This is a genomic window from Virgibacillus proomii (assembly GCF_018916875.1).
Lineage (GTDB): Bacteria > Bacillota > Bacilli > Bacillales > Amphibacillaceae > Virgibacillus > Virgibacillus proomii_B.
Window position 1 is genome coordinate 17876 of sequence record NZ_JAHLNO010000029.1, and the last position, 24591, is coordinate 42466.

Sequence of the window (24591 nt, forward strand, 5' to 3'; positions counted from 1 at the left end):
TAAAGATTTATTTAAAATAGTCCTTTAATCCAGTCTACCACTGTATGGAATAAATCAGCAAAAAAATCACCAATTGCGCTCATTGTAAGCATAAACCAGTTTGCTTTTTCTACTGCCTGATCTGTTACAATATCTACCGTACTCTTACTATCATTTACAATATATCCATAGTCGTTTTCGCCTTTATACGTAAGCTTGGCTACTCCAACTTTTTCACCTTTTTTAATTGGTGCCTTTAGTTTTCCTTCTTTATCCAGCTTGTCTTTATCAATCTTGTATTCTATGCGATACATATCTTTTTCATCCGGTTTAATCGGTAGAATGAACGCTTCACCAAGGGAAATACTTACTCTATCTTCTTTTCCTTTAGCAACTGGTAAAGAAGTCTTGTCTTTTAATTGGTATCCTGCTGGGAATAACTCCGTATTCTCAAAGTTCTGAAAGCCAAAGTCTAATAGTTTAGCAGTTTGTTCAAAGCGTTTCTTTTCACTTTTTGTTTTCATGACGACAGAAATTAATCGACGATCCCCTTTTTTGGCAGTCCCTGTAAAACTGTAACCAGCTAAATCCGTAAAGCCTGTTTTTAATCCATCCACACCTTCATAATAGAAATCCTTAAAATATGTTGTATTATGCGCCAACATATAGTTTAAGTTTCGAAGTTCTTTGCCATCAAATTTTGCCGTTGGTTTACTGGATATTTTTAAAGCTTTTGGATAATCATTAATTAAGTGATAAGCCAATAACGCAGCAGACTCTGCAGAAAGAAGATTGATCCCATTAGGATCCGTTCCTTCAGGGTAATTGTCCCCTAACGATTTATTTTCAATCCCTGTGGAGTTAACGAATTTAAAATCCGGAAGCCCCATTTCTTTTCCTTTTTTATTCATCTTTTTTACGAATTCACCTTCTGAACCTGCAATGAGTTCAGCTAAGGCAATCGTAGCTGCATTATCAGAAATAAGTGCCATCGCATGGTACAAATCTTTTACCTTGTAATCTTTAGATTGTTTTAATCCAATTCCTGAAAAAGTAGAATCTGCAGAAATACTGTATGGATAGTCGCTAATCTGTGTTGTTGTATCCCAGCTGATTTGACCCTTTTCGACCGCTTCCCATACAAGATATTCTGTCATCATTTTGGTCATACTAGCTGGGGGAAGTGCTTTATCTGCATTTTTGGCAAATAAAATTTTACCTGTATTTGCATCTACTAAGATTGCAGATTCTGCTTCTAGTTCTACTTCTGCAGCCTGTAATTGATATGGCTGTGATAATATAGTCAGCATGACAACTGCTGCTAGAAAAAACACGAAACTCTTTTTAAAAATATGTTTCACCTTCTTGTACCTCCACCCTGTAGTTTAACCTCTATGTCTATTTATGCACATTTATTCTTTATGAAAGTGCACTTAGTTATTTTACCATATAAAATAATAAAAAAATAGACGGGATTAACACCCATCTAATATTTTCTTTTACTAACTAGTACAAGTTACAAGAATTACATGGCAAACTGTTGTAAAAACAAGGAGCTCATAGACATCTTCACATTTTAGAAAGGGGATGGGACATAAACAAATACTAAATAGCAAAAAACGAACAATTCATTTATAATTGTTTGGTTTGTTTGTGTTAAAAAAATTCCTATCATCGCTACGTCAAAATATTTCGCTTTCCTGCGGGATCTTCAGCTCGAGCTATTCCCGCAGGAGTCTACATATTTTGACTACGCTAAAAACTTGCGTATACACAAGGACGATTTATTGTTCGTTTTTTAATCAGCTGTTTTAGTTTTGTCCCAGCCTCTTTATGGCGAAAGCTATCGTTTTTCTTATACTATAAAGCCTAAAGTTTTATACTTTCCTATTTAGTATAAAAAAGAATCTAAAAAATAGGTGAGAAAATTAACTAAAATACTAAAGGTAATGTTACCCATTATTAAGGACTCAACACAAACTTACAAAAAAAGAGAGCATCTTTATACAATATAGTTTGGAGCTTCTTTCGTAATTTGTACGTCATGCGGATGACTCTCTCTTAATCCGGCGTTGGTAATTCGGATAAAGCGAGTATTATTGCGCAATTCATCAATTGTTTTTGTACCACAATATCCCATTCCAGCACGTAATCCTCCCACTAATTGATGAACGGTATCTGCTAGAGGACCTTTATAAGCAACGCGACCTTCAATTCCCTCTGGAACGAGCTTTTTCGTTTCTGCATCTTCTTGGAAATAACGATCTTTTGAACCTGCCTTCATCGCACCAACTGATCCCATTCCACGATAAACTTTATATTGTCTTCCTTGATAAATTTCAGTTTCCCCGGGGCTTTCCGTAACCCCTGCGAATATACTACCAAGCATAACAGCATGTGCTCCTGCCGCTAGTGCTTTCACAATATCTCCAGAATATTTAATGCCGCCATCTGCAATGACAGGTACATTGTATTCAGCAGCAGCTCTTGCACAATCATATACAGCTGTAATTTGCGGAACACCAACACCTGCAATTACTCTAGTCGTACAAATAGATCCAGGGCCAATGCCGACTTTAACAATCGATGCACCTGCTTCAATTAAAGCCTTCGTTCCTTCACTAGTAGCGACATTACCTGCAATAATATCTAAATTTGGATAGGCTTTACGAACCGCTTTCACCTGATCAATGACACCTTTTGAGTGACCATGAGCCGTATCAATTACAATAACATCAACACCTGCTTCAACTAGCTTTTCTATTCGTTTCATTGCATCAGCAGTGACACCGACAGCAGCGCCTACAAGTAGCCTTCCTTGTGTGTCTTTGGCAGCTTTCGGGAATTCGATAACTTTTTCAATATCCTTAATTGTAATAAGTCCTTTTAAAATGCCGTTCTCATTTACCAATGGTAGTTTTTCAATTTTGTATTGTTGAAGAATTTTTTCCGCTTCTTCAAGTGTTGTACCAACTGGTGCTGTCACTAAATTTTCACTTGTCATCACATCAGAAATAGATATGGAATAATCTTGGATAAAGCGGAGATCCCGATTTGTTAAAATACCTACAAGTTTTTTCTCTTCAATGTTGTTTACAATAGGTACACCTGATATACGAAATTTCCCCATCAAATGTTCGGCATCATACACTTGATGTTCCGGTGTTAAAAAGAATGGGTTCGTAATAACACCGCTTTCCGATCGTTTTACTCGGTCTACTTGCTCGGCCTGCTCCTCTATGGACATATTCTTATGAATAATACCAATTCCACCTTGGCGAGCCATAGCGATGGCCATCGACGCTTCTGTAACAGTATCCATTCCTGCACTGAGAAGTGGAGTATTCAACTTGATGTTCTTTGTTAACTGCGTACTGACATCAACATCCTTTGGTAATACTTCTGATTTATCAGGAACTAATAATACATCGTCAAAGGTTAATCCTTCTTTTATAAATTTGTCCTCGCGCATGCTTATCCTCCTCTTTAATTTTAGTTACTTACTTAAGCTGTGATGTTTTTCCGTACATTACGTCCATGTATGGTAAATTCGTACTTGCATACACTAGTAATACATCTATTTTTATATACAATACGCTAACCTATTAGGTTTTTCAAGCTGATTTCACTGGAATTAAAAAGTAATTCGATTCTAAATATTTTTATAGTTATGAGGTCATTACCATGGATATAGCTTATTTATTTATGTCTTACTTACAGTCACAACAAACAGCACAAACATTTTTATATCATTGTTATACACAAATAGAGGACGAAGATGCCGAAATAAAAAGCTACGAAAACTGTAATGCATTTATGTATTACTTAGATCACGGCATTCATTTTTATCGCCAAGGTGAGCAAACAGAACCGTTTATGCAGCCGATTCTTTACTATTACGGGATGATCCATCTAATTAAGGCTTGTTTATTAACGAAACGTCCAAATTATCCTGAATCAACGAGCCTATTAGCACATGGCGTTACTGCAAGAAAGCGAAAAAAAAAGAATTATTCATTTATGAATGATGAAATAAAAGTGCAGCATAATGGGCTTTTCCCTTATTTCTGTGAACATTTATACAAGCAGCCTATTCCATTTGCGAAGCGAACAATGCAAGGGCTATTAGCACTCATACCGGAAATAAATCCATTATTTATTTTTCAAAATCAAGCAAAATTGGTCGTTGTTGGAAAACAATATTCACCGCTTTTAGAGTTCCCAGTTAACCTGTTAGATAATTATCACCTTACTGATCAGGCATTTATTCGACGAGTGGAAGCTTATCTTCCTCCTATCAAATATGTAGACATAGATAAACAGATGATTCGTATGGAGGTAGCTTATCCAATCACCGAAGCTAATGGACCTTTCTTTATGCATCAGCAAACGAATGAATTATATTTCCCGTTAGATAGGGAGAACTTTTTACCAATTCATGAAGTAATGATCCATTATCTGCTGCTGTACAATCTTAGTATGCTATGCCGCTATGAAACAGAGTGGTGGGGGGATTTATTTGTTAACAAACCGGATATAGACTTTCCGTTTATTTTACATTTTTTACAAATCACTGCTCATAAAATCCCCTCTTTATTGGCCGATGAGTTATGGCAGCTAACAGGTAACAGTAAATAGTGAATGTTCCATTACAATATTTCTTCAATAAACAGCTGTGGATGATTGTCCAAGGAGATTATTTGCTTGTTTTCATCTAATCGAATCATTGGACGAGTTGGTTTTTGCTCATCTGTAAAGACTATATCACCAATTTGCTGATTAGACAGTTTCACCTTGGTGCCAATGGAAAAACTAGCCAATCCCTTAATAAAATGATGTACTACTTCAGGATCCAGCTTACTAAATTGTTCTTTTCTCAACACTTCAACAACACGAAATGGGGATTGCTTGGTTTGATATAACCGCTCAGATGTCATCGCATGGTACGTATCAGAAACAGCTATTATTCGAGCAAAGCGATTAATTTTGTCTTTCCTTAATCCAAGTGGATAGCCACTCCCGTCCATCCGTTCATGATGCTGTAAGATAGCTTGTTTTACTTCTTCTTTTAAGGCTGGCAACTTTTCTACGTATCGATACGAATACATCGGATGTTTTTTTATTTCTTCCATCTCTTTTTCCGTAAGTTTGGATTGTTTTTGAATAATCCGCTGGTCAATACGGGCCATACCGGAATCGCTCAAAAATCCGCCTAAGCCGATTTGCAGCCATTCTCCCTTCGCATAATCCATTTTATAGCCTAGGTAAGCCGAGAGCATGGCAACCGCTATATGATGATGATAAAAATAATCTTCTTTGTTTGCATAATGATGAAGCTTATAAACCGATTTTTCAATCTCATCCATTCTTTCCAATAATGGCAATAAAAGTTCGCGTACTACTATGATGTCTACATTAGCCCCATTTCTCCATTTGTCAAAGAGTTCTCTATATTGCTTAATAACATAACGGTAGTGTGCCTCTAAAGAAGTCTTATTTTCTTTTGCTTCGTCTTGTTCTGGCCCAAAGCGTTTGCCATCTACTAACTTCGACGCAACTTCGACCGTATTAATTAAAAATTTGTCTAAAATAATCCTATGTTCTTCTGTAATCACCGTATTTTTTGGAATAATCGGCTGATTCGATTTCCCCTTTACATCATGAAGTAATATACAACCAGGAACAAGCTGCTTCGTTTCTACTTGCATATAAATTCCCCCTTAACATCATTATATCTTTCTAAAAAAAAGATGGCTATATCATAAAGCCATCTTTTTTAAATCCATCCAGATTCTCATATTTACAACTTAGTTCTAATACTTCATTAGAAAAGAGAAATAACTTCCAAGCAATATCCGTTTCATTTTAGCTCTCTTGATTTTCTTCGTTTGTTTCCTCATCATTTTCTTCCATTGTATCTTCTGTCTCTTCTTGTTCTTCTTCATCCTGATCAATGCGGGCAACGGTGGCTACCTCTTCATCGTCATGTAAACGAATTAAGCGAACCCCCATTGTATTACGACCCGTTTCGGATATTTCTTGAACTGGGATACGGATAAGTACACCCGCAATAGTAATTAACATCAAGTCTTCTTCGCCTGAAACTGCTTTAACTGCTACAACTTGTCCCGTTTTTTCGGTTAGGTGACAAGTGAAAATACCCTTTCCACCACGATTTGTTATGCGGTATTCTGACTCTGGTGTTTGTTTTCCATAACCCTTACTCGTTACATGCAAGATTTTTACACCTGGTTGTAATATTTCCATCGAAACGACTTCATCATCTGCTCTTAAAGATATTCCTTTTACCCCAGCCGCTGTTCTTCCCATTGGGCGAACTTGATCCTCTGGAAAACGAATGAGATAGCCATTTTTTGTGGCAATCATAATATGCTTCGTTCCATCCGTTAGACGAACAGATATCAGCTCATCATTTTCACGAAGACCAACCGCAATTAACCCACCTTTACGGATATTGGCAAACTGGGAAAGAGAAGTACGTTTTGAAATTCCATACTTTGTCGTGAAGAATAAAAATTGATCTTCGCGATAATCGTTAACAGAAATTACCGCATTGACCCATTCATCTTTTTCAACTTGCAATAAATTAATGATTGGTATTCCCTTGGCTGTTCGGCTAAATTCAGGAATCTCATATCCTTTCGTTTTGTATACTTTTCCTCTATTAGTAAAGAATAATATCGTATCATGGGTCGATGTTGATACAAGATGCTCAACGAAATCATCTTCATTCGTCCCCATCCCTTGAATTCCTCTGCCTCCACGTCGTTGCGTGCGATACGTGGAAGAAGGAAGTCGCTTAATATATCCCTTATGGGTAAGCGTGATTACGATACTTTCCTCAGGAATAAGGTCTTCGTCTTCAAAAAAGTCGGTACCGCCAATGACAATTTCCGTACGACGTAAATCATTAAATCGTTCTTTGATTTCTGTTAGTTCTTCACGAATGATCTCAAGCACTTTTTCCTCATCAGCTAGAATTGCTTTTAGCTCTTGGATTAAATCCTTCAATTCTTTATATTCATTTTCAATTTTTTCTCTTTCCAAACCTGTCAATCGTTGCAAGCGCATATCCAAAATTGCTTGAGCCTGCTTTTCAGACAGTTTAAACCGCTCTATTAAGCCATTACGCGCAATATCCGTAGTTTTTGAACTACGAATTAATTCAATGACTTCATCTAAATTATCTAAAGCGATTCGCAAACCTTCCAAAATATGTGCACGTGCTTCTGCTTTACGTAATTCAAAAGCAGTGCGACGTTTAATGATTACGATTTGATGATTTAAATAATGAGAGAGACATTGTTTAATATTTAACACTTTCGGTCGACCATCAACCAGTGCTAGCATGTTAATACCAAAAGTAGTTTGCAAGGCTGTATACTTATATAAATTATTTAACACTACATTGGCATTGACATCCTTACGCAATTCAATTACAACACGCAGTCCTTCACGATCAGATTCATCCCGTAAATCAGTAATACCTTCAATCCGTTTGTCACGCGCTAGTTCAGCAATTTTCTCAATAAGCTTTGCTTTGTTTACCTGATAAGGTAATTCGGTTGCAATAATCACAGGCTTGCCATTTGCTGTTTCTTCAATCGACACCTTTGCTCGAACCGTTATCGAACCTTTTCCTGTTTCGTAAGCTTTACGAATACCACTTCTACCAAGTATTTGTCCAGCTGTTGGAAAATCAGGCCCGTGAATATAGTCTTCCATAAGCTCATCTATTGTAATATCAGGATCTTTACTTAATGCCAATACGGCATCAATTGTCTCTCCTAAGTTATGAGGAGGAATATTTGTTGCCATTCCAACCGCAATTCCAGAAGCTCCATTGACTAAAAGGTTAGGAAAACGGGCTGGAAAAACAACAGGTTCCCTTTCCGATCCATCATAGTTATCCGTAAAATCAATCGTGTCTTTATTTATATCTCGTAACAATTCCATGGCTATTTTCGACATTCTTGCTTCTGTATAACGCATAGCTGCTGCTGAATCACCGTCTACAGAACCAAAATTACCATGACCATCTACAAGCACATTACGATAGCTAAAATCCTGTGCCATTCGTACCATCGCTTCGTAAACAGCTGAATCGCCATGTGGGTGATACTTACCAATTACTTCACCAACAATACGGGCAGATTTCTTATAGGCCTTATCTGCATGCATTCCTAAATCATTCATTGCATATAATATTCTACGATGAACAGGCTTTAAACCATCACGAACATCTGGTAATGCACGAGAAACAATAACACTCATTGCATAATCAAGAAACGATGTACGCATTTCCTGTCCAAGATTGATATCCTGAACTTTTGGACGTTGTTGATCCGCCATTGAACTACTACCTCCATTCACTCGCTAAGCGCCTTATAGAACTGGTTTTATCCGGGAAACTTAAGAAAGATCAGTAGCGTAAGAGGCTTAGTAAACCTAGAAATTGTTACAACGTTAGATCAACCTCTACGCTAAACACTTCTTAAGCCGTAAGCTAAAAACTTTTGTTCCATAGCAAACGTAGTGATTTTCAATTATCTTTAAATATCTAAATTTTTAACGTATTGTGCGTTTTCCTGGATAAAGTTTCTTCGCGGTTCCACTTTATCCCCCATTAGCACATCAAAGATATGGTCTGCTTCGATAGCATCCGTCAACTCAACTCTTAAGAGAGTACGCGTCTCTGGATTCATGGTTGTTTCCCAAAGCTGGTTTGCATTCATTTCCCCTAAACCTTTATAACGCTGCAAGCCTGGTTTTGGAGCCTTTGGTAACTGAGCTAAAATCTGCTCCAATTCTTTATCGTTATAGGCATAATGCACTGCTTTCCCCTGCTGAATCTTATAAAGCGGAGGCTGAGCAATGTAAATATATCCATGCTCAATTAAAGGACGCATGTAGCGGTAAAAGAAAGTAAGCAATAATGTACGAATATGGGCACCGTCGACATCAGCATCTGTCATTAATACAACTTTATGGTAGCGGGCCTTAGAAATATCAAAATCTTCACTAATGCCAGTACCTAAAGCCGTGATAATGGATCTCACTTCATTGTTAGATAAGATTCTATCCAGTCGTGCCTTTTCCACGTTTAGAATTTTTCCGCGTAGTGGTAAAATAGCTTGAAAATGACGATCTCTTCCTTGTTTTGCTGATCCTCCAGCAGAATCTCCCTCAACGATATAAAGCTCACTAATAGATGCATCCTTGGAAGAACAATCTGCAAGTTTACCAGGTAAGTTGGAAATCTCTAAAGCACCTTTTCTACGTGTTAACTCACGTGCCTTCTTCGCTGCTGCACGAGCTCGTGATGCCATTAATCCTTTATCAACAATGATTTTTGCTACATCAGGATTTTCAAATAAAAACTTGGAGAATAACTCACTAAATACGGAATCCGTAACTGTCCGAACCTCGCTATTACCGAGCTTTGTTTTTGTTTGACCTTCAAACTGTGGATTCGGATGTTTCACAGAAACAATCGCTGTTAACCCTTCACGAACATCTTCACCAGATAAATTAGGGTCATTTTCTTTAAACAAATTATTCTTTCTGGCGTAATCATTAATTACACGTGTTAAACCTGTTTTAAAACCCGATTCATGCGTACCACCTTCATACGTATGAATATTATTGGCAAATGAATATAGGTTACTTGTAAATCCATCATTATACTGTATTGCTATTTCCACAGTGATACCCTGTGCTTCGCCTTCTGCGTAAAAAGGTTCATGTAGTACTTCTTTGTTCTGATTAATAAATTCAACATAAGAGCTGATGCCACCTTCATAGTGATAGCTTATTGGCTCTCTGTCTGTCCGTTTATCCTCCAGTGCAATTGTTATTCCTTTATTTAAAAATGCGAGTTCTCTTAGCCGCTGTGATAAGATATCGAAATTAAATTCTGTTGTCTCCGTAAAGATAGTAGAATCTGGTACAAAGTGAGTGATTGTTCCAGTTATATCTGTTTTTCCAACAATCTGAATTTCACCTTGTGGAACACCTCTTGCAAACGCTAAATAATGAATTTTATGATCTCTATGAACATAGACTTCTAATTTACTGGAAAGCGCGTTAACTACCGAAGCACCTACGCCATGAAGTCCTCCAGAAACTTTATAACCTCCACCGCCAAACTTGCCTCCAGCATGGAGAACGGTCATGATCACTTCTAAAGCAGGTCTGCCTGTTTTTTTCTGAATATCTACAGGAATTCCCCGTCCATTATCTTTAACTGTAATACTATTATCCTTTTCCACAATGACTTCAATGCGATCACAATACCCGGCTAAAGCTTCATCAATACTATTATCTATTATTTCCCAAACGAGATGGTGCAGCCCTTTCTCACTTGTAGATCCAATATACATTCCCGGACGTTTACGAACTGCTTCTAATCCTTCCAGGACCTGAATTTGATCTGCATCATAGACTTGTTCCTTCATGACTTTATCTTCCATCGACATGTTTTCACTTCCATTTCTATACTTCTTCCGAGTCCAATTCTTTTACATCGTCTGAAAAATCATTAAGCTTACTAATCGTTGAAATCATACTTGCTCGTTTTTTTAAGGTAGAGACTGATAAAGAGCTATAATAAATCAAATCTTTCGTTATCATAATCGATTTTACAGCCTCCAATGGACCAACGATCTTATGCTGCTTACTTGATTCGGCTATCCATTCTTCCATAATCGTGGATGATGAAATTAAATGATAATCAATAATAGCTATAACATCACAGGAATGAATGACATTATTATTACCGATATGAATAAACATGAATATTCCCCCGCAATTAAGTTTCTACCTTGCCATCTTTAATATGAAAGATCGTAGCCTTATCAAGCGTTTCATGCTCAATACCGTCTACACTTGTTGTAGAGACAAAGGTCTGTACCTTTCCATGAATTGTATTTAACAGATGGGATTGTCGATAATCATCCAATTCACTTAACACATCATCAAGCAATAACACTGGATATTCGCCCACCTCATTATAAATTAATTCGATTTCTGCAAGCTTTATGGATAATGCTGCTGTACGTTGCTGACCCTGTGATCCATAGATTTGCACATCCTTGTTGTTAACGTAAAACAACAGATCGTCTCTGTGCGGACCAATCAATGTTGTACCTCGATCAATCTCTTTTTCCTCCATATCCCGAAATTTATGAACATATATATCTTTTATTTTCTCCTTCTTTGCGTCTTCTGATACTTCAATCGTAGGAGAATAGCTAATTTCCAGCGATTCAAGCTCCCGACTAATACCGAAATGAATTGGACTTGCCCACTTTCTAAGCAGATCCAAAAAAACAAACCGCCTTTCAAGTAAGGTCGCGGCGTGTTCTACAAGCTGCTCCGTTAAAACGTGCAACATTGTTTTGTCCTGCTGTGGACGCTTTTGTAATTGTTTCAATAGATGATTTCGTTGTTTGAGGATTTTTTGATACTGTCCTAAATGATAGATATATCGGGGTTGGATTTGGCCAAGCTCCATATCTATAAAACGTCTGCGAATTTGTGGCGGTCCCTTTACAAGTGTTAAATCCTCCGGAGCAAACATGACTACATTTAAAGCCCCTAAATAGTCACTTAATCGCTTTTGTTCAATTCCATTTAGCTTTGCTTTTTTCCCCTTCGAAGAGATAATAATTTCTAATGGGAATGACCGATTTCGTTTAGAAACCTTACCATTTATTTTAGCATACGATTCATCCCACTTAATTAATTCCTTTTCCCTGGGCGTTCGATGGGATTTTGTAACAGCTAATAAATAAATAGCCTCCATCATATTGGTTTTTCCTTGCGCATTCTCACCAATAATTACATTGATCGTCTTATCAAATGATATATCCAATTCTTTGTAATTGCGGTAATTTTTTAATTGCAACTGTTCTATATGCATGTTTCATCCTCTTTTGATCCCTAGGAATATTTCATGTGTGGTGATTTACCGTATCTCAGGTGCTTATAAACTTCCACATTCAAAAGTTGTAAGAGAGTTCCTGCCAAATAAAGTTTTACTTTATTCCAGCGGTATCCTGTCTAGGTGAAAAGAGGCAGGAATTTATGTACCTGCTTCTTTCACAACTTGGAAACGTCCTACATCATCGATTTCAATGATGTCATCCGGATATAATTTTTTTCCTCTTCGATGCTCTCGTTCTCTGTTTACTACTACACCTACGTCTTGTATATATCCTTTGATCATTCCGCCAGAATCAAAAATGTTAATCAACTTGATAAACTGACCCAATGGAATATAGTCTGTTTTAATTGTTATCTTCTCACACATGTAATCACTCATTTTCCTTGAAATTGCTTTCATTCGATACACGTTCTTTTGTTTAAGATAATGATTATACTTTTGAAGAAATGTAAACTTGATCACGTTATGCCTAAAATATCTTCTATTCCTATTTTACTAAAGATTTGTCCTTATGGAAAGGTATCTCCCTTCTTTTATAAAATAAACGCTGAAATAGGCTTAAAATTACTTTTAAAGCAGTAATTTTAGCGAACGAGAAGTTTGGTCTTGATAAGGTATTTAGAAAAACTTGGCTTGTCGCCAAGTCTTTAGCGAAAGCTGTAGTTTTTCTTATACTATAAACCCTAAAATTTTATCGTTATAGTAGAACAAAAAGCAAGTGCTCGTATAATGACATACAAACTGAAGAACTTCTGGCGGGATAAAGTGAAACTTCATTCAAGGAGTGATTTTCTCCTTGAATGTTAGTTAAACGAATCGGGGATTTAGGAACCGTTTTTCTCATCATGTTCGCAACATCATTAGCGCATTTTTGAAATGAGAAAAATACGGATCCTTACATCCGGGATAAAGTGAAACTTCATACAGAAGTACTCCCCCTTGAAAAAGAAGAACACTTTTTGGGCGTGTGATGTCGTCTAAAAAAGATAATTATAGTAAAGAAATAGATGTAATTTCCTAGAAAATAAAAAATACAAGCAGGAGGTTATTTTCCTGCTTGTATATATTGCTTCTAAGAGGAGGTTCAAAAAGTTTGATAAAAGGAAAACATAGTTAGTAATACATCACGGTTTTTCAAGACGGTATTCGATCTTAACTGACCTTGGTCTTCCCTACTTTTGAACACCTAATGGGAGTTTTGCGAGATTCTTAAAATGTTCGAACTGGTAAAATAAGTTGCAATATAGAATCATCTTCTACTGGATGAATAATAAATGGTCGCATTGCACCAGTAAATTCAATCTTTACTTCATCATAGTCAATCGCTTTTAATGCATCCATCATATATTTTGAGCTAAAAGAGATTTTTAAATCTTCACCTTCCTTAGAAGCAATGGCTATTTCTTCTGTGACATTACCTACTTCCGGATGATTACTAGCTATTTCCACCATATTATTTTCTTTTGTTGTTAAACGAACCACATTATTTCGTTCTTCTCTTGCTAAAAGCGATGCTCGATCAATCGTATGCAATAATTCTTTCGTATTAAAATAAAGTACTGTTTTACTTTGTGTCGGGATTAAGCGAGATGTTTCCGGATAGTTTCCATCCAGCAAACGAGATAAAAACTGTAAACGTTTGGTCCGAAATAATATTTGGTTGCTCGTAACGCTAATTTGGATTTTTTCTTCGCTATCATCGATAATTTTATTCAATTCATTTAAACTTTTCCCTGGAACAACTACGTTGGAAAAATCAATTCCTGTTTCTGCGATAGGGACGGTACGCGACGCCAAACGATGACTATCGGTTGCTGAAAAAGTAAGGGTTTGATCTATCAATTTCATATTTACCCCGGTTAAAATAGGGCGAGTTTCCATTGTTGAAACAGCAAACACAGTTTGTTTAATTAAACTTTTTAATAAGTCAATCGGGATTTCAAAACTATCTGCTGCTAGCAATGACGGAAGTTGCGGATATTCTAGAGCATCTTGACCATTTAAATTAAATTTTGCCTTTCCTGAACGAATGGTTATTTTTAAATTTTCATCGGCTTCAATTTCTACTTTATTCTCAGGCAGTTTACGTACAATATCAGGAAAGTATTTTGAATGTAATACAATGTTGCCTTCTTCTATATAATCAATATAAACCATTCCATCCTCTTCAGCTGGAATATATGATTCAATTGAAATATCGGCATCACTTCCAGTTAACGTAATCCCGTCTTGTCTAACTTCTAATTTAATACCTGTTAAAATCGGTACAACTGTACGGGGGGAAATAGCCTTCATTACATTTTGTACTGCTGTAAGTAATTGATCACGATCAATAATAAATTTCATGAAACAAATCCTCCTAATGGAAGTTTAAATTGATTAGTTATGGTGTTGCATATATTATATTATTTATTTTTAATAAAATAGTAATAATAGTAATAAGCCTTGTGATTATGTGGATAACTTAAAAATATACAAATAAAACAAGTTATGCACATGTGGATAACTTGTACATAAGTGTGATTGGCTTTTGCACATTGTGCACAACTAAATTTTTTAAGAGCTGTTCAAAAAGTCCGGTAAAAAACATATCGAATTTTATTTTACATTAGGATGATTAAAATTTAACGATGAAGTTGCATTCGATGTAGTAGAACTTTTACCATGTAATGATCCGTGTTTCTCTCCATTTAAACACTTTCATTGTCTAGGGATTATGAAAGAGAAACGCCTTCTAAAGCAATTAGTTTAGGTCGAACGTGAGAAAAAGCAAATTCTTTTTAACAACAAGAACAAACGTCGACAGAGATACATTGCGATTTTTCAAGAACATTTAAATCATTAACCCCTGAACTAGGATCTTTATCCTCTTTTTTGAACACGCACTTCACGTACTTATAATGATTTTAATTGCTCTTTAATTTCCTCAATTTCTTTTGCTAATTGAGTGTCTTTTTCTACGAGCCTCGATATCTTTTCATGAGCATGGATGACTGTTGTATGATCACGTCCTCCAAACTCTTCACCAATCTTCGGTAAAGACAAATCGGTTAACTCTCTTGATAAATACATCGCAATTTGTCGCGGAAAGGCAATTGACTTTGTCCGTTTTTTTGCTAAAAAATCTTCTAAACGAACATTATATTTTGCTCCGACCACTTCTTGAATGCTGGGAATTGTAATTGCTTTTGGTTTGTTACTTGGAATAATATCCTTTAATGCATCCGCTGCAAGTGATGCATCAATATCTTGATTAACTAAAGATGAGTAAGCAACTATTCGGATTAAAGCACCTTCTAATTCTCGAATATTTGTATCAATCTGATTTGCAATATATAGCATGACTTCATTTGGTATATCTAAGCCTTCTGCTTTTGCTTTTTTAGTAAGTATAGCAATCCGAGTTTCTAAATCTGGTGGAGTTATATCTGTAATAAGTCCCCATTCAAAGCGTGAGCGTAGCCGATCTTCTAAGGTAGGAATTTCCTTTGGAGGACGGTCACTGGAAATGATAATTTGTTTATTATCATCATGGAGTGCATTGAATGTATGGAAAAACTCCTCCTGTGTTGACTCTTTCCCTGCAATAAATTGAATATCATCAATTAATAATACATCGACATTACGGTATTTATTACGAAAATTAACCGTTTTATTATCCATAATGGCGTTAATAAATTCATTTGTAAATTTTTCTGACGATAAATACACTACTTTTGCATTTGGATTATGATCTTGTACATAATGACCAATGGCATGCATCAAATGTGTTTTCCCCAGTCCAACTCCTCCGTAAATAAATAACGGGTTATAAGCTTGGGCTGGCGCTTCCGCTACTGCTAAAGAAGCCGCATGTGCAAATCGGTTTCCAGCACCAATGACAAATGTGTCAAAGGTATACTTAGCATTTAACATTGATTTTGGTGATTCGTCATGGTCAGTTGGCTTCAGTTTTGATGAGGTTTCACTTGAATCATTTTTCGTTTTGTTGTTTGGAATAATAAACTTTGCAATAATTTCTGAACCGGTTATTTCCGTTAAAATGTCAGAGATTAACTTCGTATATTGATTTTCCAGCCAATCCCTAGCAAATTCATTTGGTGCAGAAATAATCAGAGTATTATTTTTAATCGCTTCTGCTTTTGTGTTCTTTAACCACGTATCAAAGCTAGGCTTACTAATCTTTTCTTCAATTCTTTCAAGTGTTGCAACCCAAATCTCTTGTATATTTTCCAACCAGAAGTTCACTCCTTTCTTGAAAGAATACATGATTTTCTGCAGTTTTCTTTATCCAATGATGGTAAAATATTCCAAAAAATACCATTGCTACACAGTTTGTTTCATAATGTTTTGTACTTGTAGACATATGTATGCCTTTAAAGACTATTGGAACGCACTTAACGACGTGCTATTAAAAACAACGAATGGTGCTTTTAGTTGATTTTGGTGCCAAGATAAAGTAGAAGACAAATGCGGACTTTTGCTGTATGTAACTAGCTCGCGTAAATTCGCAATTAGAATGGTTCATATTCAAACGAACGTCTAATACAACTGTTCCTGTTTAGTTTATAAAAGGCATATTTTCCTCATTAATCACATATACATGACAGAAAAAGCCTCTCTCAATCTATGAATAAAGATGGAAAGGCGTATTCAGTAATGAAAAAAATAATCATATATAAATTTTGCATCTTGTGGATATTGGATAGCAGATTCTATGCAAGAGAAAATAAACTATCAACGTTATCCACAGCGTTGTTGATAATGTTATAAACGAGGATGTTTACAAGTATCCACAACTTATCCACAATCTGTGGGTAAGTTGTTTTGCTTTTTTAGTTCTGCACAGGTTAAACACAAATATAATATCAGAAAAAACATTGAAAAGCAATGGTATTTCGACACTTATCCACAAAGTCCAGTGGTTGTAGACAATAATTGTCCACACCACTATATTTTGTGATTTTCCTGTCGGTAATTGTTGTGGATAGAAAAATGAAGACGAAAAACGTTGCACAAGGATTGTGGATATCTAGAATGTAACATGAAAGCAAGGAAAATAGAAGGCTTTCCATCTGTGGAGTTTTATTTTACATAGAGAAAGAACAGTAGAGGTATAGGTTGAATTTAGTATGGTAATAATTTTAAATAATGTTCGTATAAGTTCCATTAAAGATTGCTTTTATCAGTGGCTATACTAAAGTAAGTTATCTTTAGTTTTAAAATTGATTTTTTAGAACAAGTTGACAGATCATATTCCTTTTACGTATAATTACAAAGACTATCTGTGGATTGATTAAAATTCGATAAATTCATCCCTTGGGGAGGTGCTGAATAAATGAAAAGAACGTTTCAACCAAATAATCGTAAACGTAAAAAAGTACACGGCTTTCGCTCACGCATGAGCACTAAAAATGGACGTAAAGTAATTGCTCGTCGTCGTCGAAAAGGAAGAAAAGTCTTGTCTGCATAGGCCACTGAAATAATCAGTGGTCTTTTTTCAGATGAAAAGCGCAGTCCAATCGAAGATAATTATGGGTACTTGCGCTTTTCTTTTATACATAAATGTGAGAGATTAGGATAGATAGCTAAGTGTTTTGTAGTAAAGGTGATTGTACAGTGAAGAAAGAATACCGTATTAAAAAAAATAGTGAGTTTCAACATGCCTTTAAGTTTGGAAAATCCTTTGCAAACCGGCAACTTGTCATTTATTATGTAGAAAGGGAAGATCAAGAGCATTTTCGAATCGGTCTTTCTGTAGGTAAAAAGATAGGAAATGCGGTGACGAGGAATCGCATTAAACGTTATTTACGACAAGCCTTCCATGAGTTAAAGGATAAAATTACGTATCCATATGATATTGTAATTATTGCCAGGCATCCGACTAAGAATATGCAGTATAAAGAAATTAAAAAAAGTTTAATGCATTTATTATCTAGGGAACAGTTGTTAAAAATTCGATAATTGATATAGAATCTTACGTTTGATTAGGTTAAAATAACGATATAGATACAGTCGAGAAGTTATTGATAAGGACGTGCGTACTCGTCTTGTACTTAGTTAGGAGGAAGAGTGTTGCGTAAAAAGTTTTGGTTGCTAGTAGGGTTGATTAGTTTACTAGTGATTTTATCTGGATGTAATGAAATAAACCAACCGATAACAAAGGAAAGCGAAGGGATTTGGAATTCTTACTTCGTTTATCCGATTTCATGGCTTATCACTTATTTTGCTGATTTATTTAATCAAAATTATGGACTGGCTATAGTAGTCGTTACCATTTTAGTTCGTTTGTTGCTGTTACCATTAAATATAAAACAATTAAAAAGCTCTAAAGCCATGCAGGATATTCAGCCAAAGTTAAAAGAGTTACAGCAAAAGTACAGTTCAAAAGATGCTAATACTCAGCAGAAATTACAACAGGAAACGATGGCATTATTTCAAAAACATGGTGTCAATCCACTTGCAGGTTGTTTGCCCATTTTTATACAAATGCCGATTTTAATAGGCATGTACCATGCTATTATGCGAACAGAATCAATTAAAACAGGAAGCTTCTTATGGTTTGAATTAGGTTCGCCTGATCCCTATTTTATATTACCGCTGATTGCCGGGGGAGCAACATTTCTACAGCAAAAGCTGATGATGGCAGGAAGTCCGGCAGCACAAAATCCACAGATGATGGTAATGTTATATGTGATGCCGATTATGATTACGGTCTTTGCCATTTTCTTCCCAGCTGCATTAGCGTTATACTGGGTAGTAGGTAATATCTTTATGGTTGCTCAAACTTTATTTATCCGTAAGCCAATAATGGCTGATAACAATAATGGAGGAGACAAAAAGTGAAAGAAATAACTGCTAGTGGACAAACAGTTGAAGAAGCGGTCCAAGCAGCACTAGAGCAGTTAGAAACAACCAGGGACCATGTAGAAGTTGAAGTCATTGATGAAGGCAAAAAGGGATTGTTTGGCGTATTTGGTTCAAAACGAGCCTACGTTAAAGTACGCATCAAGGAAAATCCAATTGAAATAACAGAAAAATATCTCAAAAAAATGATAGAACAAATGAATATCGTTGCTACTGTTCGCACTTCTGTAGAGGATAATCATGTGACGTATGAGGTAGAAGGTAAAGATATTGCCATTTTAATTGGTAAACGCGGACAAACATTAAATGCACTACAGTATTTATTGCATTTAGCAATCAATAAAAATGGTGGTACTGAATATCTCACGGTCACATTAGATGCAGAAGGATATCGAGCTCGTAGAAGAGAAACCCTCGAGGCGCTTGCTTTAAAAATGGCAGACAAGGCAATTCGCTTAAATAAAAAGATAGCACTCGATCCGATGCCTGCATTTGAACGAAAAATCATTCATAGTGTACTTCAATCGAATAAATCTGTTACGACTTATTCGGATGGTCAAGAACCACATCGGCATATTGTAATTCAACCATAAGTGAAGTATTCATCCGCTTAGTTTTTAACTAAGCGGTTTTTTTGTACTATAGGAAAGTATAAAATTTTAGGGTTTATAGTATAAGAAAAACTACAGCTTTCGCTAAAGATTTGGCGACAAGCCAAGTTTTTCTAATCTAGAAAATTATATCCGTTACTCTTCTATTGTGGGTAAATCTTTTGAAAAGTAGCATCGTTGTCTAGCTTAAGCGCTCAAGTTGTAGCAAACTTTGACCTTCTTTCTACGATAAGTCAACATCGGCTCGAATCTAAAGGAAGGCCGACTAAAAGCTGGCTTGCCGTAAAGCGTCGCATATCCCTGTTTTAGAGGCATGTTTTCTGTATTCCGCATGTAAGGTGCCGTAAGACTCCCCATTTAAGAGTTATCGATAATAAGTAGAGAAACAGCACCTAAATGCCCGATTCGTTCAAGGGCCTTTAGGTCATACCTTTACGGTACTAACATTTCCGTGTAAAAAGCGTTCCGCGGAATGAAGTTTCCAGAAGCTTTCCAGTTTGGACATCGTTACCTGAGTGTTGTGCTTTTCTTCTTGACTTCTAATAAGAAAGAAAAAGTTGTCAGGATTTGGTAAGCAGACAAAAAATACAATGGTTCTCCTCTCTTTTGCTATGGTTAAGAACAGATTATCATATCAATCCATCTATTTTCTATAAATTATTTGTATAATAACAGAAATAGTTATCCACATGTGTATAATGATTTTCATTGGTAAGAGTTGTGAAAAAATATTGTGGATAACTTTATTTTGTGATCAATTTATGATATTCTATTAAGTTAGTGACAATGAAAATTATGTTACTTGATATAGATGAAACTGTAATAGGTTGGAGGTGATTTGCAAGTGGGAACAGATACAATCGCTGCCATATCAACACCGATTGGTGAAGGTGCCATCGCTATTGTTCGTCTTAGCGGTCCAGAGGCTATAGCAATCGCTGCAAAAGTTTTTACAGGTAAAAATTTAATAGACGTAGCTTCTCATACGATTCATTACGGTAAAATTATCGAGCCGGAAACGCATGAGGTTGCTGAAGAAGTAATGGTTTCTGTGATGCGAGCACCAAAAACATTTACTCGTGAAGATGTAGTTGAAATAAATTGTCATGGAGGCATGGTAGCTGTAAACCGCGTCTTGGAAATAGTGTTAAGTGAAGGAGCTCGTATTGCAGAACCGGGTGAATTCACAAAGCGGGCATTTCTTAATGGCAGAATTGATTTGTCACAGGCAGAAGCTGTAATGGATTTAATTCGGGCGAAAACAGACAAAGCGATGTCTGTAGCTTTGAAACAGATGGATGGGCGATTATCTGCTTTAATCCGTCGACTTCGTCAAGATTTATTGGAAACAGTTGCCCATGTAGAAGTTAATATTGATTATCCAGAATATGACGATGTGGAAGAAATGTCACATGAGATGATGTGTACGAAGACCAAAGAAGTACATGCTGAGATTATCAACCTTTTACAGGTAGCCAAACAAGGTAAGATTTTACGTGAAGGCCTGGGAACTGCAATTATTGGTAGGCCAAATGTCGGTAAATCGTCACTAATGAACGCGCTGATCCAGGAGAATAAGGCAATTGTCACTGAAATACCTGGAACAACGCGGGATATTATTGAAGAATATGTAAATGTAAGAGGAGTTCCGTTACGATTAGTGGATACTGCCGGAATACGGGAGACAGAGGATATTGTTGAAAAAATTGGTGTAGAACGATCACGGCAAGTATTAAAGGAATCCGATTTAATCTTGTTCGTATTAAACTATAATGACGTATTAACAGAGGAAGATGAAAAGCTGTTTGCAGCTATTCAAGGATTGGATTATATTGTTGTTATTAATAAAACAGATTTGGAACAAAAGCTGGATCTGGAGCGTGTTCAAGAATTAAGTCAGGGAAAACCTATTGTTACTACCTCCTTATTGAAGGAAGAGGGGGTAGATGAGTTGGAAAAGGCAATCTCCAAGACATTTTTTGCTGGAGAAATGGATACGGGTGATTTAACTTATGTTTCCAATGTTCGTCATATTCAACTGCTCAAACAGGCTAAAAAAGCTTTAGAGGATGCAATGGAAGGATTGGAGCTAGGTTTACCGTTAGATATTGTGCAAATTGATGTAACCAGAACGTGGGAACTGTTAGGTGAGATAATTGGGGATACAGCAAGTGACAGCCTCATTGATCAGCTATTCTCACAATTTTGTTTAGGAAAATAATGATACTCTTAATTAGAAAGGATGAGACCAATGACTTACGATGCTGGACATTATGATGTAGTCGTGGTCGGTGCAGGTCATGCAGGAGTTGAGGCTGGTCTTGCAGCTGCGAAAATGGGAGCAAAAACATTAATGCTTACCTTAAATCTAGATATGATTGCCTTTATGCCATGTAATCCATCCATTGGCGGTCCTGCCAAAGGAATTGTCGTTCGCGAAATTGATGCCCTTGGAGGAGTAATGGCAAAAGTAATCGATAAGACGCATATTCAAATGCGTTTATTAAATACTGGAAAAGGACCAGCTGTTCAAGCGCTGCGGGCCCAAGCTGATAAACCTTTATATATTAAAGAAATGAAAAAAATCATCGAAAATGAGAAAAATATTACACTTCGTCAAGGAATGGTTGACCGTTTAATTATTGAAGACGGTGTATGTAAAGGTGTTATTACAGAAACAAAAGCTGCATACCGAGCAGAAACTGTAATTGTTACAACCGGAACGTTTATGCGTGGAAAGGTGCTTATGGGAGATCTGGAATATGAAAGTGGACCAAATAACCAAAGACCGACGATTAAGCTATCGGAAAATCTGGAAGAACTTGGCTTTGAACTTGTTCGTTTTAAAACTGGTACACCACCACGAGTAAATAGTCATACCATTGATTATTCGAAAACGGAAATTCAACCAGGTGATGAAACACCGCGAAGCTTTTCGTATGAAACGACAGAATTTATAACTGACCAGATTCCTTGCTGGTTAACATATACGAATGAATTTACGCACAGAATAATTAATGACAATCTGTCACTTTCTGCTATGTATTCAGGAATGAAAAGAGGAACGGGACCTAGATACTGTCCGTCCATTGAGGATAAAATTGTCCGTTTTAATGATAAACCACGTCACCAAATCTTCTTAGAGCCGGAGGGAAGAGATACGGAAGAGGTTTATGTACAAGGATTATCAACTTCTTTACCTGAATCGATTCAACATGACATTGTTCACAGCGTAGAGGGATTAGAAAATGCAGAAATTATGCGTCCCGGCTATGCCATTGAATATGATGCGATTGTACCGACTCAACTTTGGCCAACATTGGAAACAAAGAAAATAACCGGATTATTTACAGCTGGGCAAATAAATGGAACATCTGGTTATGAAGAAGCAGCGGCACAAGGAATCATGGCCGGAATTAATGCGGCCGCAAAAGTTCTTGGTAAAGAACCAGTTATCCTAGATCGATCCCAAGCTTATATTGGAGTACTCATTGATGATTTAGTGACAAAAGGTACCAATGAGCCATACCGTCTCTTGACATCACGTGCTGAATATCGTCTCTTGTTAAGGCATGATAATGCAGATTTACGCTTAACTGAGTTAGGGTATAAACTTGGACTGATTTCTGAAGAACGATATGCTACGTTTACTGAGAAATATCGTTTAGTTGAAGAGGAAAAGAAAAGATTGCATAAATTAGTTATTAAGCCTACACCTGAGGTAAATGCTTTATTAGAAAAAGCGGGTGCAACTCCAATGAAAGAGGCAATAAAGGCATATGATTTATTAAAAAGACCTGAGCTATCCTATGATATATTAGCTCCGATTATTGATGCTGATCTAACTTTGCCACGAGATGTGACAGAACAAGTCGGTATTCAAATTAAATATGAAGGATATATTAAAAAAGCAAATGAACAAGTAGAACGTATGTTAAAAATGGAAGAAAAGAAAATTTCAAGCGATATTGATTATGATCAAATTAGTGGAATTGCTTCAGAAGCGAGAGAAAAATTGAAGAAAGTACGCCCGCTCTCAGTGGGGCAAGCATCACGTATTTCAGGTGTAAATCCGGCAGATATATCCATTTTACTTGTTTATATTGAACAAGGAAATATCGCTCGGTTAGCTAATTAATTATAATAAGTAGATTTAGTTGTTTTTTGCTAAATCTGCTTATTTTACATAAGGAGTTTATTGAATGAATCCAGAGCAATTTTTTCAAGTATTACAGGAAAAGGGAATAGAGTTAGATGCACAACAAAAACAACAATTTTCCATTTATTTCCATAACTTAATTGAATGGAATAAGAAAATTAATTTAACAGCTTTAACAGCGGAAGCAGATGTGTATTTAAAACATTTTTATGATTCGGTTACCGCAGCATTCTATTTTGATTTCACTGATGTAAAGTCGATTTGTGATGTGGGTGCTGGAGCAGGTTTTCCGAGTATTCCATTAAAAATATGCTTTCCTCATTTACAAATAACTATTGTAGATTCATTAAAAAAACGCATCGGCTTTTTAAACCAGTTAGCGTTAGATCTTTCACTAAAACAGGTGGCATTTTACCATGATCGTGCGGAAAACTTTGGTAAAAACACAAAATTTCGTGAATCATTTGATATGGTAACGGCTCGGGCAGTTGCACGCATGTCGGTATTAAGTGAACTTTGTTTGCCACTTGTAAAGAAGCAAGGAGTTTTTCTGGCGATGAAAGGAGCAAAAGCAAAAGAAGAAGTAGATCAGGCTAAGTTAGCCATTGAGTTACTTGGCGGAGAATTAAAAAATATTCATACGTTTACTTTACCGCAAGAAGAAAGTGAACGCTCCATTATTGAGATTTATAAAACACGAAAAACCCCAAAAAAATATCCTAGAAAGCCAGGAATCCCAAATAAAGAGCCAATTGAATAAGCTGGAAAGAAAAAAACACACAATTTCTAATCAGTTTGATAAGTGTATGTGAATCCAGGAAAATAGATTTTTATCCCGCATCTGAGGGGCTAGAAGACTCCCATTCAAGAGTTATAGAGAATATGCAGAAGTCAAAGTGGAAGATAACGACACTTAAATGCCCTAATCATTTGGGTGGGTAGGACAAGAGAGACTGCTTGAATAGGCATCACACGCAGAAAAAGCGTTCTTTTTTTTCAAGGAGAAA

18 protein-coding genes are annotated in these 24591 nt (G+C 36.3%); 8 read left to right on the top strand and 10 right to left on the bottom strand.

The genetic code is table 11. The annotated features are described in order from the left end of the window. Positions 1-11 precede the first annotated feature (11 nt). Complete coding sequence (locus KQI21_RS15460) at positions 12-1340, bottom strand: serine hydrolase (RefSeq protein ID WP_309245567.1); 1329 nt, start codon at positions 1338-1340, stop codon at positions 12-14. Between the two features lie 641 nt (positions 1341-1981). Further along, the gene (gene guaB, locus KQI21_RS15465) at positions 1982-3451 is read right to left on the bottom strand and encodes an IMP dehydrogenase (RefSeq protein ID WP_216485134.1); all 1470 of its coding nucleotides are present in this window, start codon (positions 3449-3451) and stop codon (positions 1982-1984) included. A gap of 212 nt (positions 3452-3663) precedes the next feature. Here guaB and KQI21_RS15470 point away from each other — a divergent pair, with 212 nt between their 5' ends. Further along, on the top strand, positions 3664-4617 hold the full coding sequence (locus KQI21_RS15470; protein ID WP_216485135.1) for a YaaC family protein: 954 nt from the start codon (positions 3664-3666) through the stop codon (positions 4615-4617). A gap of 11 nt (positions 4618-4628) precedes the next feature. Here KQI21_RS15470 and KQI21_RS15475 read toward each other — a convergent pair whose 3' ends face one another. The 8 genes from KQI21_RS15475 to dnaA form a co-directional block, all read right to left on the bottom strand. Then, positions 4629-5687: an HD-GYP domain-containing protein gene (locus KQI21_RS15475; RefSeq protein ID WP_216485136.1), complete on the bottom strand. Its 1059-nt coding sequence runs from the start codon at positions 5685-5687 to the stop codon at positions 4629-4631. Positions 5688-5844: 157 nt separating this feature from the next. Then, complete coding sequence (gyrA, locus tag KQI21_RS15480) at positions 5845-8352, bottom strand: DNA gyrase subunit A (RefSeq protein WP_216485137.1); 2508 nt, start codon at positions 8350-8352, stop codon at positions 5845-5847. 200 nt (positions 8353-8552) lie between these two features. Further along, on the bottom strand, positions 8553-10478 hold the full coding sequence (gene gyrB / locus KQI21_RS15485; protein ID WP_373687687.1) for a DNA topoisomerase (ATP-hydrolyzing) subunit B: 1926 nt from the start codon (positions 10476-10478) through the stop codon (positions 8553-8555). A 16-nt stretch (positions 10479-10494) separates the two neighbouring features. After that, positions 10495-10794: an extracellular matrix regulator RemB gene (gene remB / locus KQI21_RS15490; protein ID WP_216485138.1), complete on the bottom strand. Its 300-nt coding sequence runs from the start codon at positions 10792-10794 to the stop codon at positions 10495-10497. 16 nt (positions 10795-10810) lie between these two features. Next, the gene (recF, locus tag KQI21_RS15495) at positions 10811-11923 is read right to left on the bottom strand and encodes a DNA replication/repair protein RecF (protein ID WP_216485139.1); all 1113 of its coding nucleotides are present in this window, start codon (positions 11921-11923) and stop codon (positions 10811-10813) included. Positions 11924-12085: 162 nt separating this feature from the next. After that, the gene (gene yaaA / locus KQI21_RS15500; protein ID WP_309245568.1) at positions 12086-12346 is read right to left on the bottom strand and encodes a S4 domain-containing protein YaaA; all 261 of its coding nucleotides are present in this window, start codon (positions 12344-12346) and stop codon (positions 12086-12088) included. Between the two features lie 810 nt (positions 12347-13156). After that, a complete protein-coding gene (gene dnaN / locus KQI21_RS15505; protein ID WP_216485140.1) occupies positions 13157-14293 on the bottom strand; it encodes a DNA polymerase III subunit beta in 1137 nt (378 codons plus the stop codon). 549 nt (positions 14294-14842) lie between these two features. Beyond that, positions 14843-16183: a chromosomal replication initiator protein DnaA gene (gene dnaA / locus KQI21_RS15510; RefSeq protein ID WP_216485141.1), complete on the bottom strand. Its 1341-nt coding sequence runs from the start codon at positions 16181-16183 to the stop codon at positions 14843-14845. A 1102-nt stretch (positions 16184-17285) separates the two neighbouring features. Between dnaA and rpmH the strand changes: the two genes are divergently transcribed. From rpmH to rsmG, 7 genes are all read left to right on the top strand, one after another. After that, positions 17286-17420: a 50S ribosomal protein L34 gene (rpmH, locus tag KQI21_RS15515; protein ID WP_077318871.1), complete on the top strand. Its 135-nt coding sequence runs from the start codon at positions 17286-17288 to the stop codon at positions 17418-17420. A 146-nt stretch (positions 17421-17566) separates the two neighbouring features. After that, complete coding sequence (gene rnpA, locus KQI21_RS15520) at positions 17567-17911, top strand: ribonuclease P protein component (RefSeq protein WP_216485142.1); 345 nt, start codon at positions 17567-17569, stop codon at positions 17909-17911. 111 nt (positions 17912-18022) lie between these two features. Continuing rightward, positions 18023-18793 (top strand): YidC family membrane integrase SpoIIIJ, encoded by a 771-nt coding sequence (gene spoIIIJ, locus KQI21_RS15525; RefSeq protein WP_216485143.1) that lies wholly within the window; start codon positions 18023-18025, stop codon positions 18791-18793. Beyond that, on the top strand, positions 18790-19407 hold the full coding sequence (jag, locus tag KQI21_RS15530; protein WP_216485144.1) for an RNA-binding cell elongation regulator Jag/EloR: 618 nt from the start codon (positions 18790-18792) through the stop codon (positions 19405-19407). Before spoIIIJ ends, jag begins: the two co-directional genes overlap by 4 nt. Before the next feature lie 862 nt (positions 19408-20269). Continuing rightward, positions 20270-21646: a tRNA uridine-5-carboxymethylaminomethyl(34) synthesis GTPase MnmE gene (mnmE, locus tag KQI21_RS15535; RefSeq protein ID WP_216485145.1), complete on the top strand. Its 1377-nt coding sequence runs from the start codon at positions 20270-20272 to the stop codon at positions 21644-21646. A 30-nt stretch (positions 21647-21676) separates the two neighbouring features. Beyond that, positions 21677-23563, top strand: coding sequence for a tRNA uridine-5-carboxymethylaminomethyl(34) synthesis enzyme MnmG (mnmG, locus tag KQI21_RS15540; protein WP_216485146.1), 1887 nt, complete (start codon positions 21677-21679; stop codon positions 23561-23563). A gap of 64 nt (positions 23564-23627) precedes the next feature. After that, on the top strand, positions 23628-24344 hold the full coding sequence (gene rsmG, locus KQI21_RS15545; RefSeq protein WP_216485147.1) for a 16S rRNA (guanine(527)-N(7))-methyltransferase RsmG: 717 nt from the start codon (positions 23628-23630) through the stop codon (positions 24342-24344). Positions 24345-24591: the final 247 nt, after the last annotated feature.

What these genes read in the sequence shown, in the direction of transcription:
- guaB (WP_216485134.1), bottom strand. Translation starts at nt 3,451, where the DNA reads ATGCGCGAGGACAAATTTATAAAAGAAGGATTAACCTTTGACGATGTA.
- KQI21_RS15470 (WP_216485135.1), top strand. Translation starts at nt 3,664, where the DNA reads ATGGATATAGCTTATTTATTTATGTCTTACTTACAGTCACAACAAACA.
- KQI21_RS15475 (WP_216485136.1), bottom strand. Translation starts at nt 5,687, where the DNA reads ATGCAAGTAGAAACGAAGCAGCTTGTTCCTGGTTGTATATTACTTCAT.
- gyrA (WP_216485137.1), bottom strand. Translation starts at nt 8,352, where the DNA reads ATGGCGGATCAACAACGTCCAAAAGTTCAGGATATCAATCTTGGACAG.
- gyrB (WP_373687687.1), bottom strand. Translation starts at nt 10,478, where the DNA reads ATGTCGATGGAAGATAAAGTCATGAAGGAACAAGTCTATGATGCAGAT.
- remB (WP_216485138.1), bottom strand. Translation starts at nt 10,794, where the DNA reads ATGTTTATTCATATCGGTAATAATAATGTCATTCATTCCTGTGATGTT.
- recF (WP_216485139.1), bottom strand. Translation starts at nt 11,923, where the DNA reads ATGCATATAGAACAGTTGCAATTAAAAAATTACCGCAATTACAAAGAA.
- yaaA (WP_309245568.1), bottom strand. Translation starts at nt 12,346, where the DNA reads ATGAAAGCAATTTCAAGGAAAATGAGTGATTACATGTGTGAGAAGATA.
- dnaN (WP_216485140.1), bottom strand. Translation starts at nt 14,293, where the DNA reads ATGAAATTTATTATTGATCGTGATCAATTACTTACAGCAGTACAAAAT.
- rpmH (WP_077318871.1), top strand. Translation starts at nt 17,286, where the DNA reads ATGAAAAGAACGTTTCAACCAAATAATCGTAAACGTAAAAAAGTACAC.
- mnmG (WP_216485146.1), top strand. Translation starts at nt 21,677, where the DNA reads ATGACTTACGATGCTGGACATTATGATGTAGTCGTGGTCGGTGCAGGT.
- rsmG (WP_216485147.1), top strand. Translation starts at nt 23,628, where the DNA reads ATGAATCCAGAGCAATTTTTTCAAGTATTACAGGAAAAGGGAATAGAG.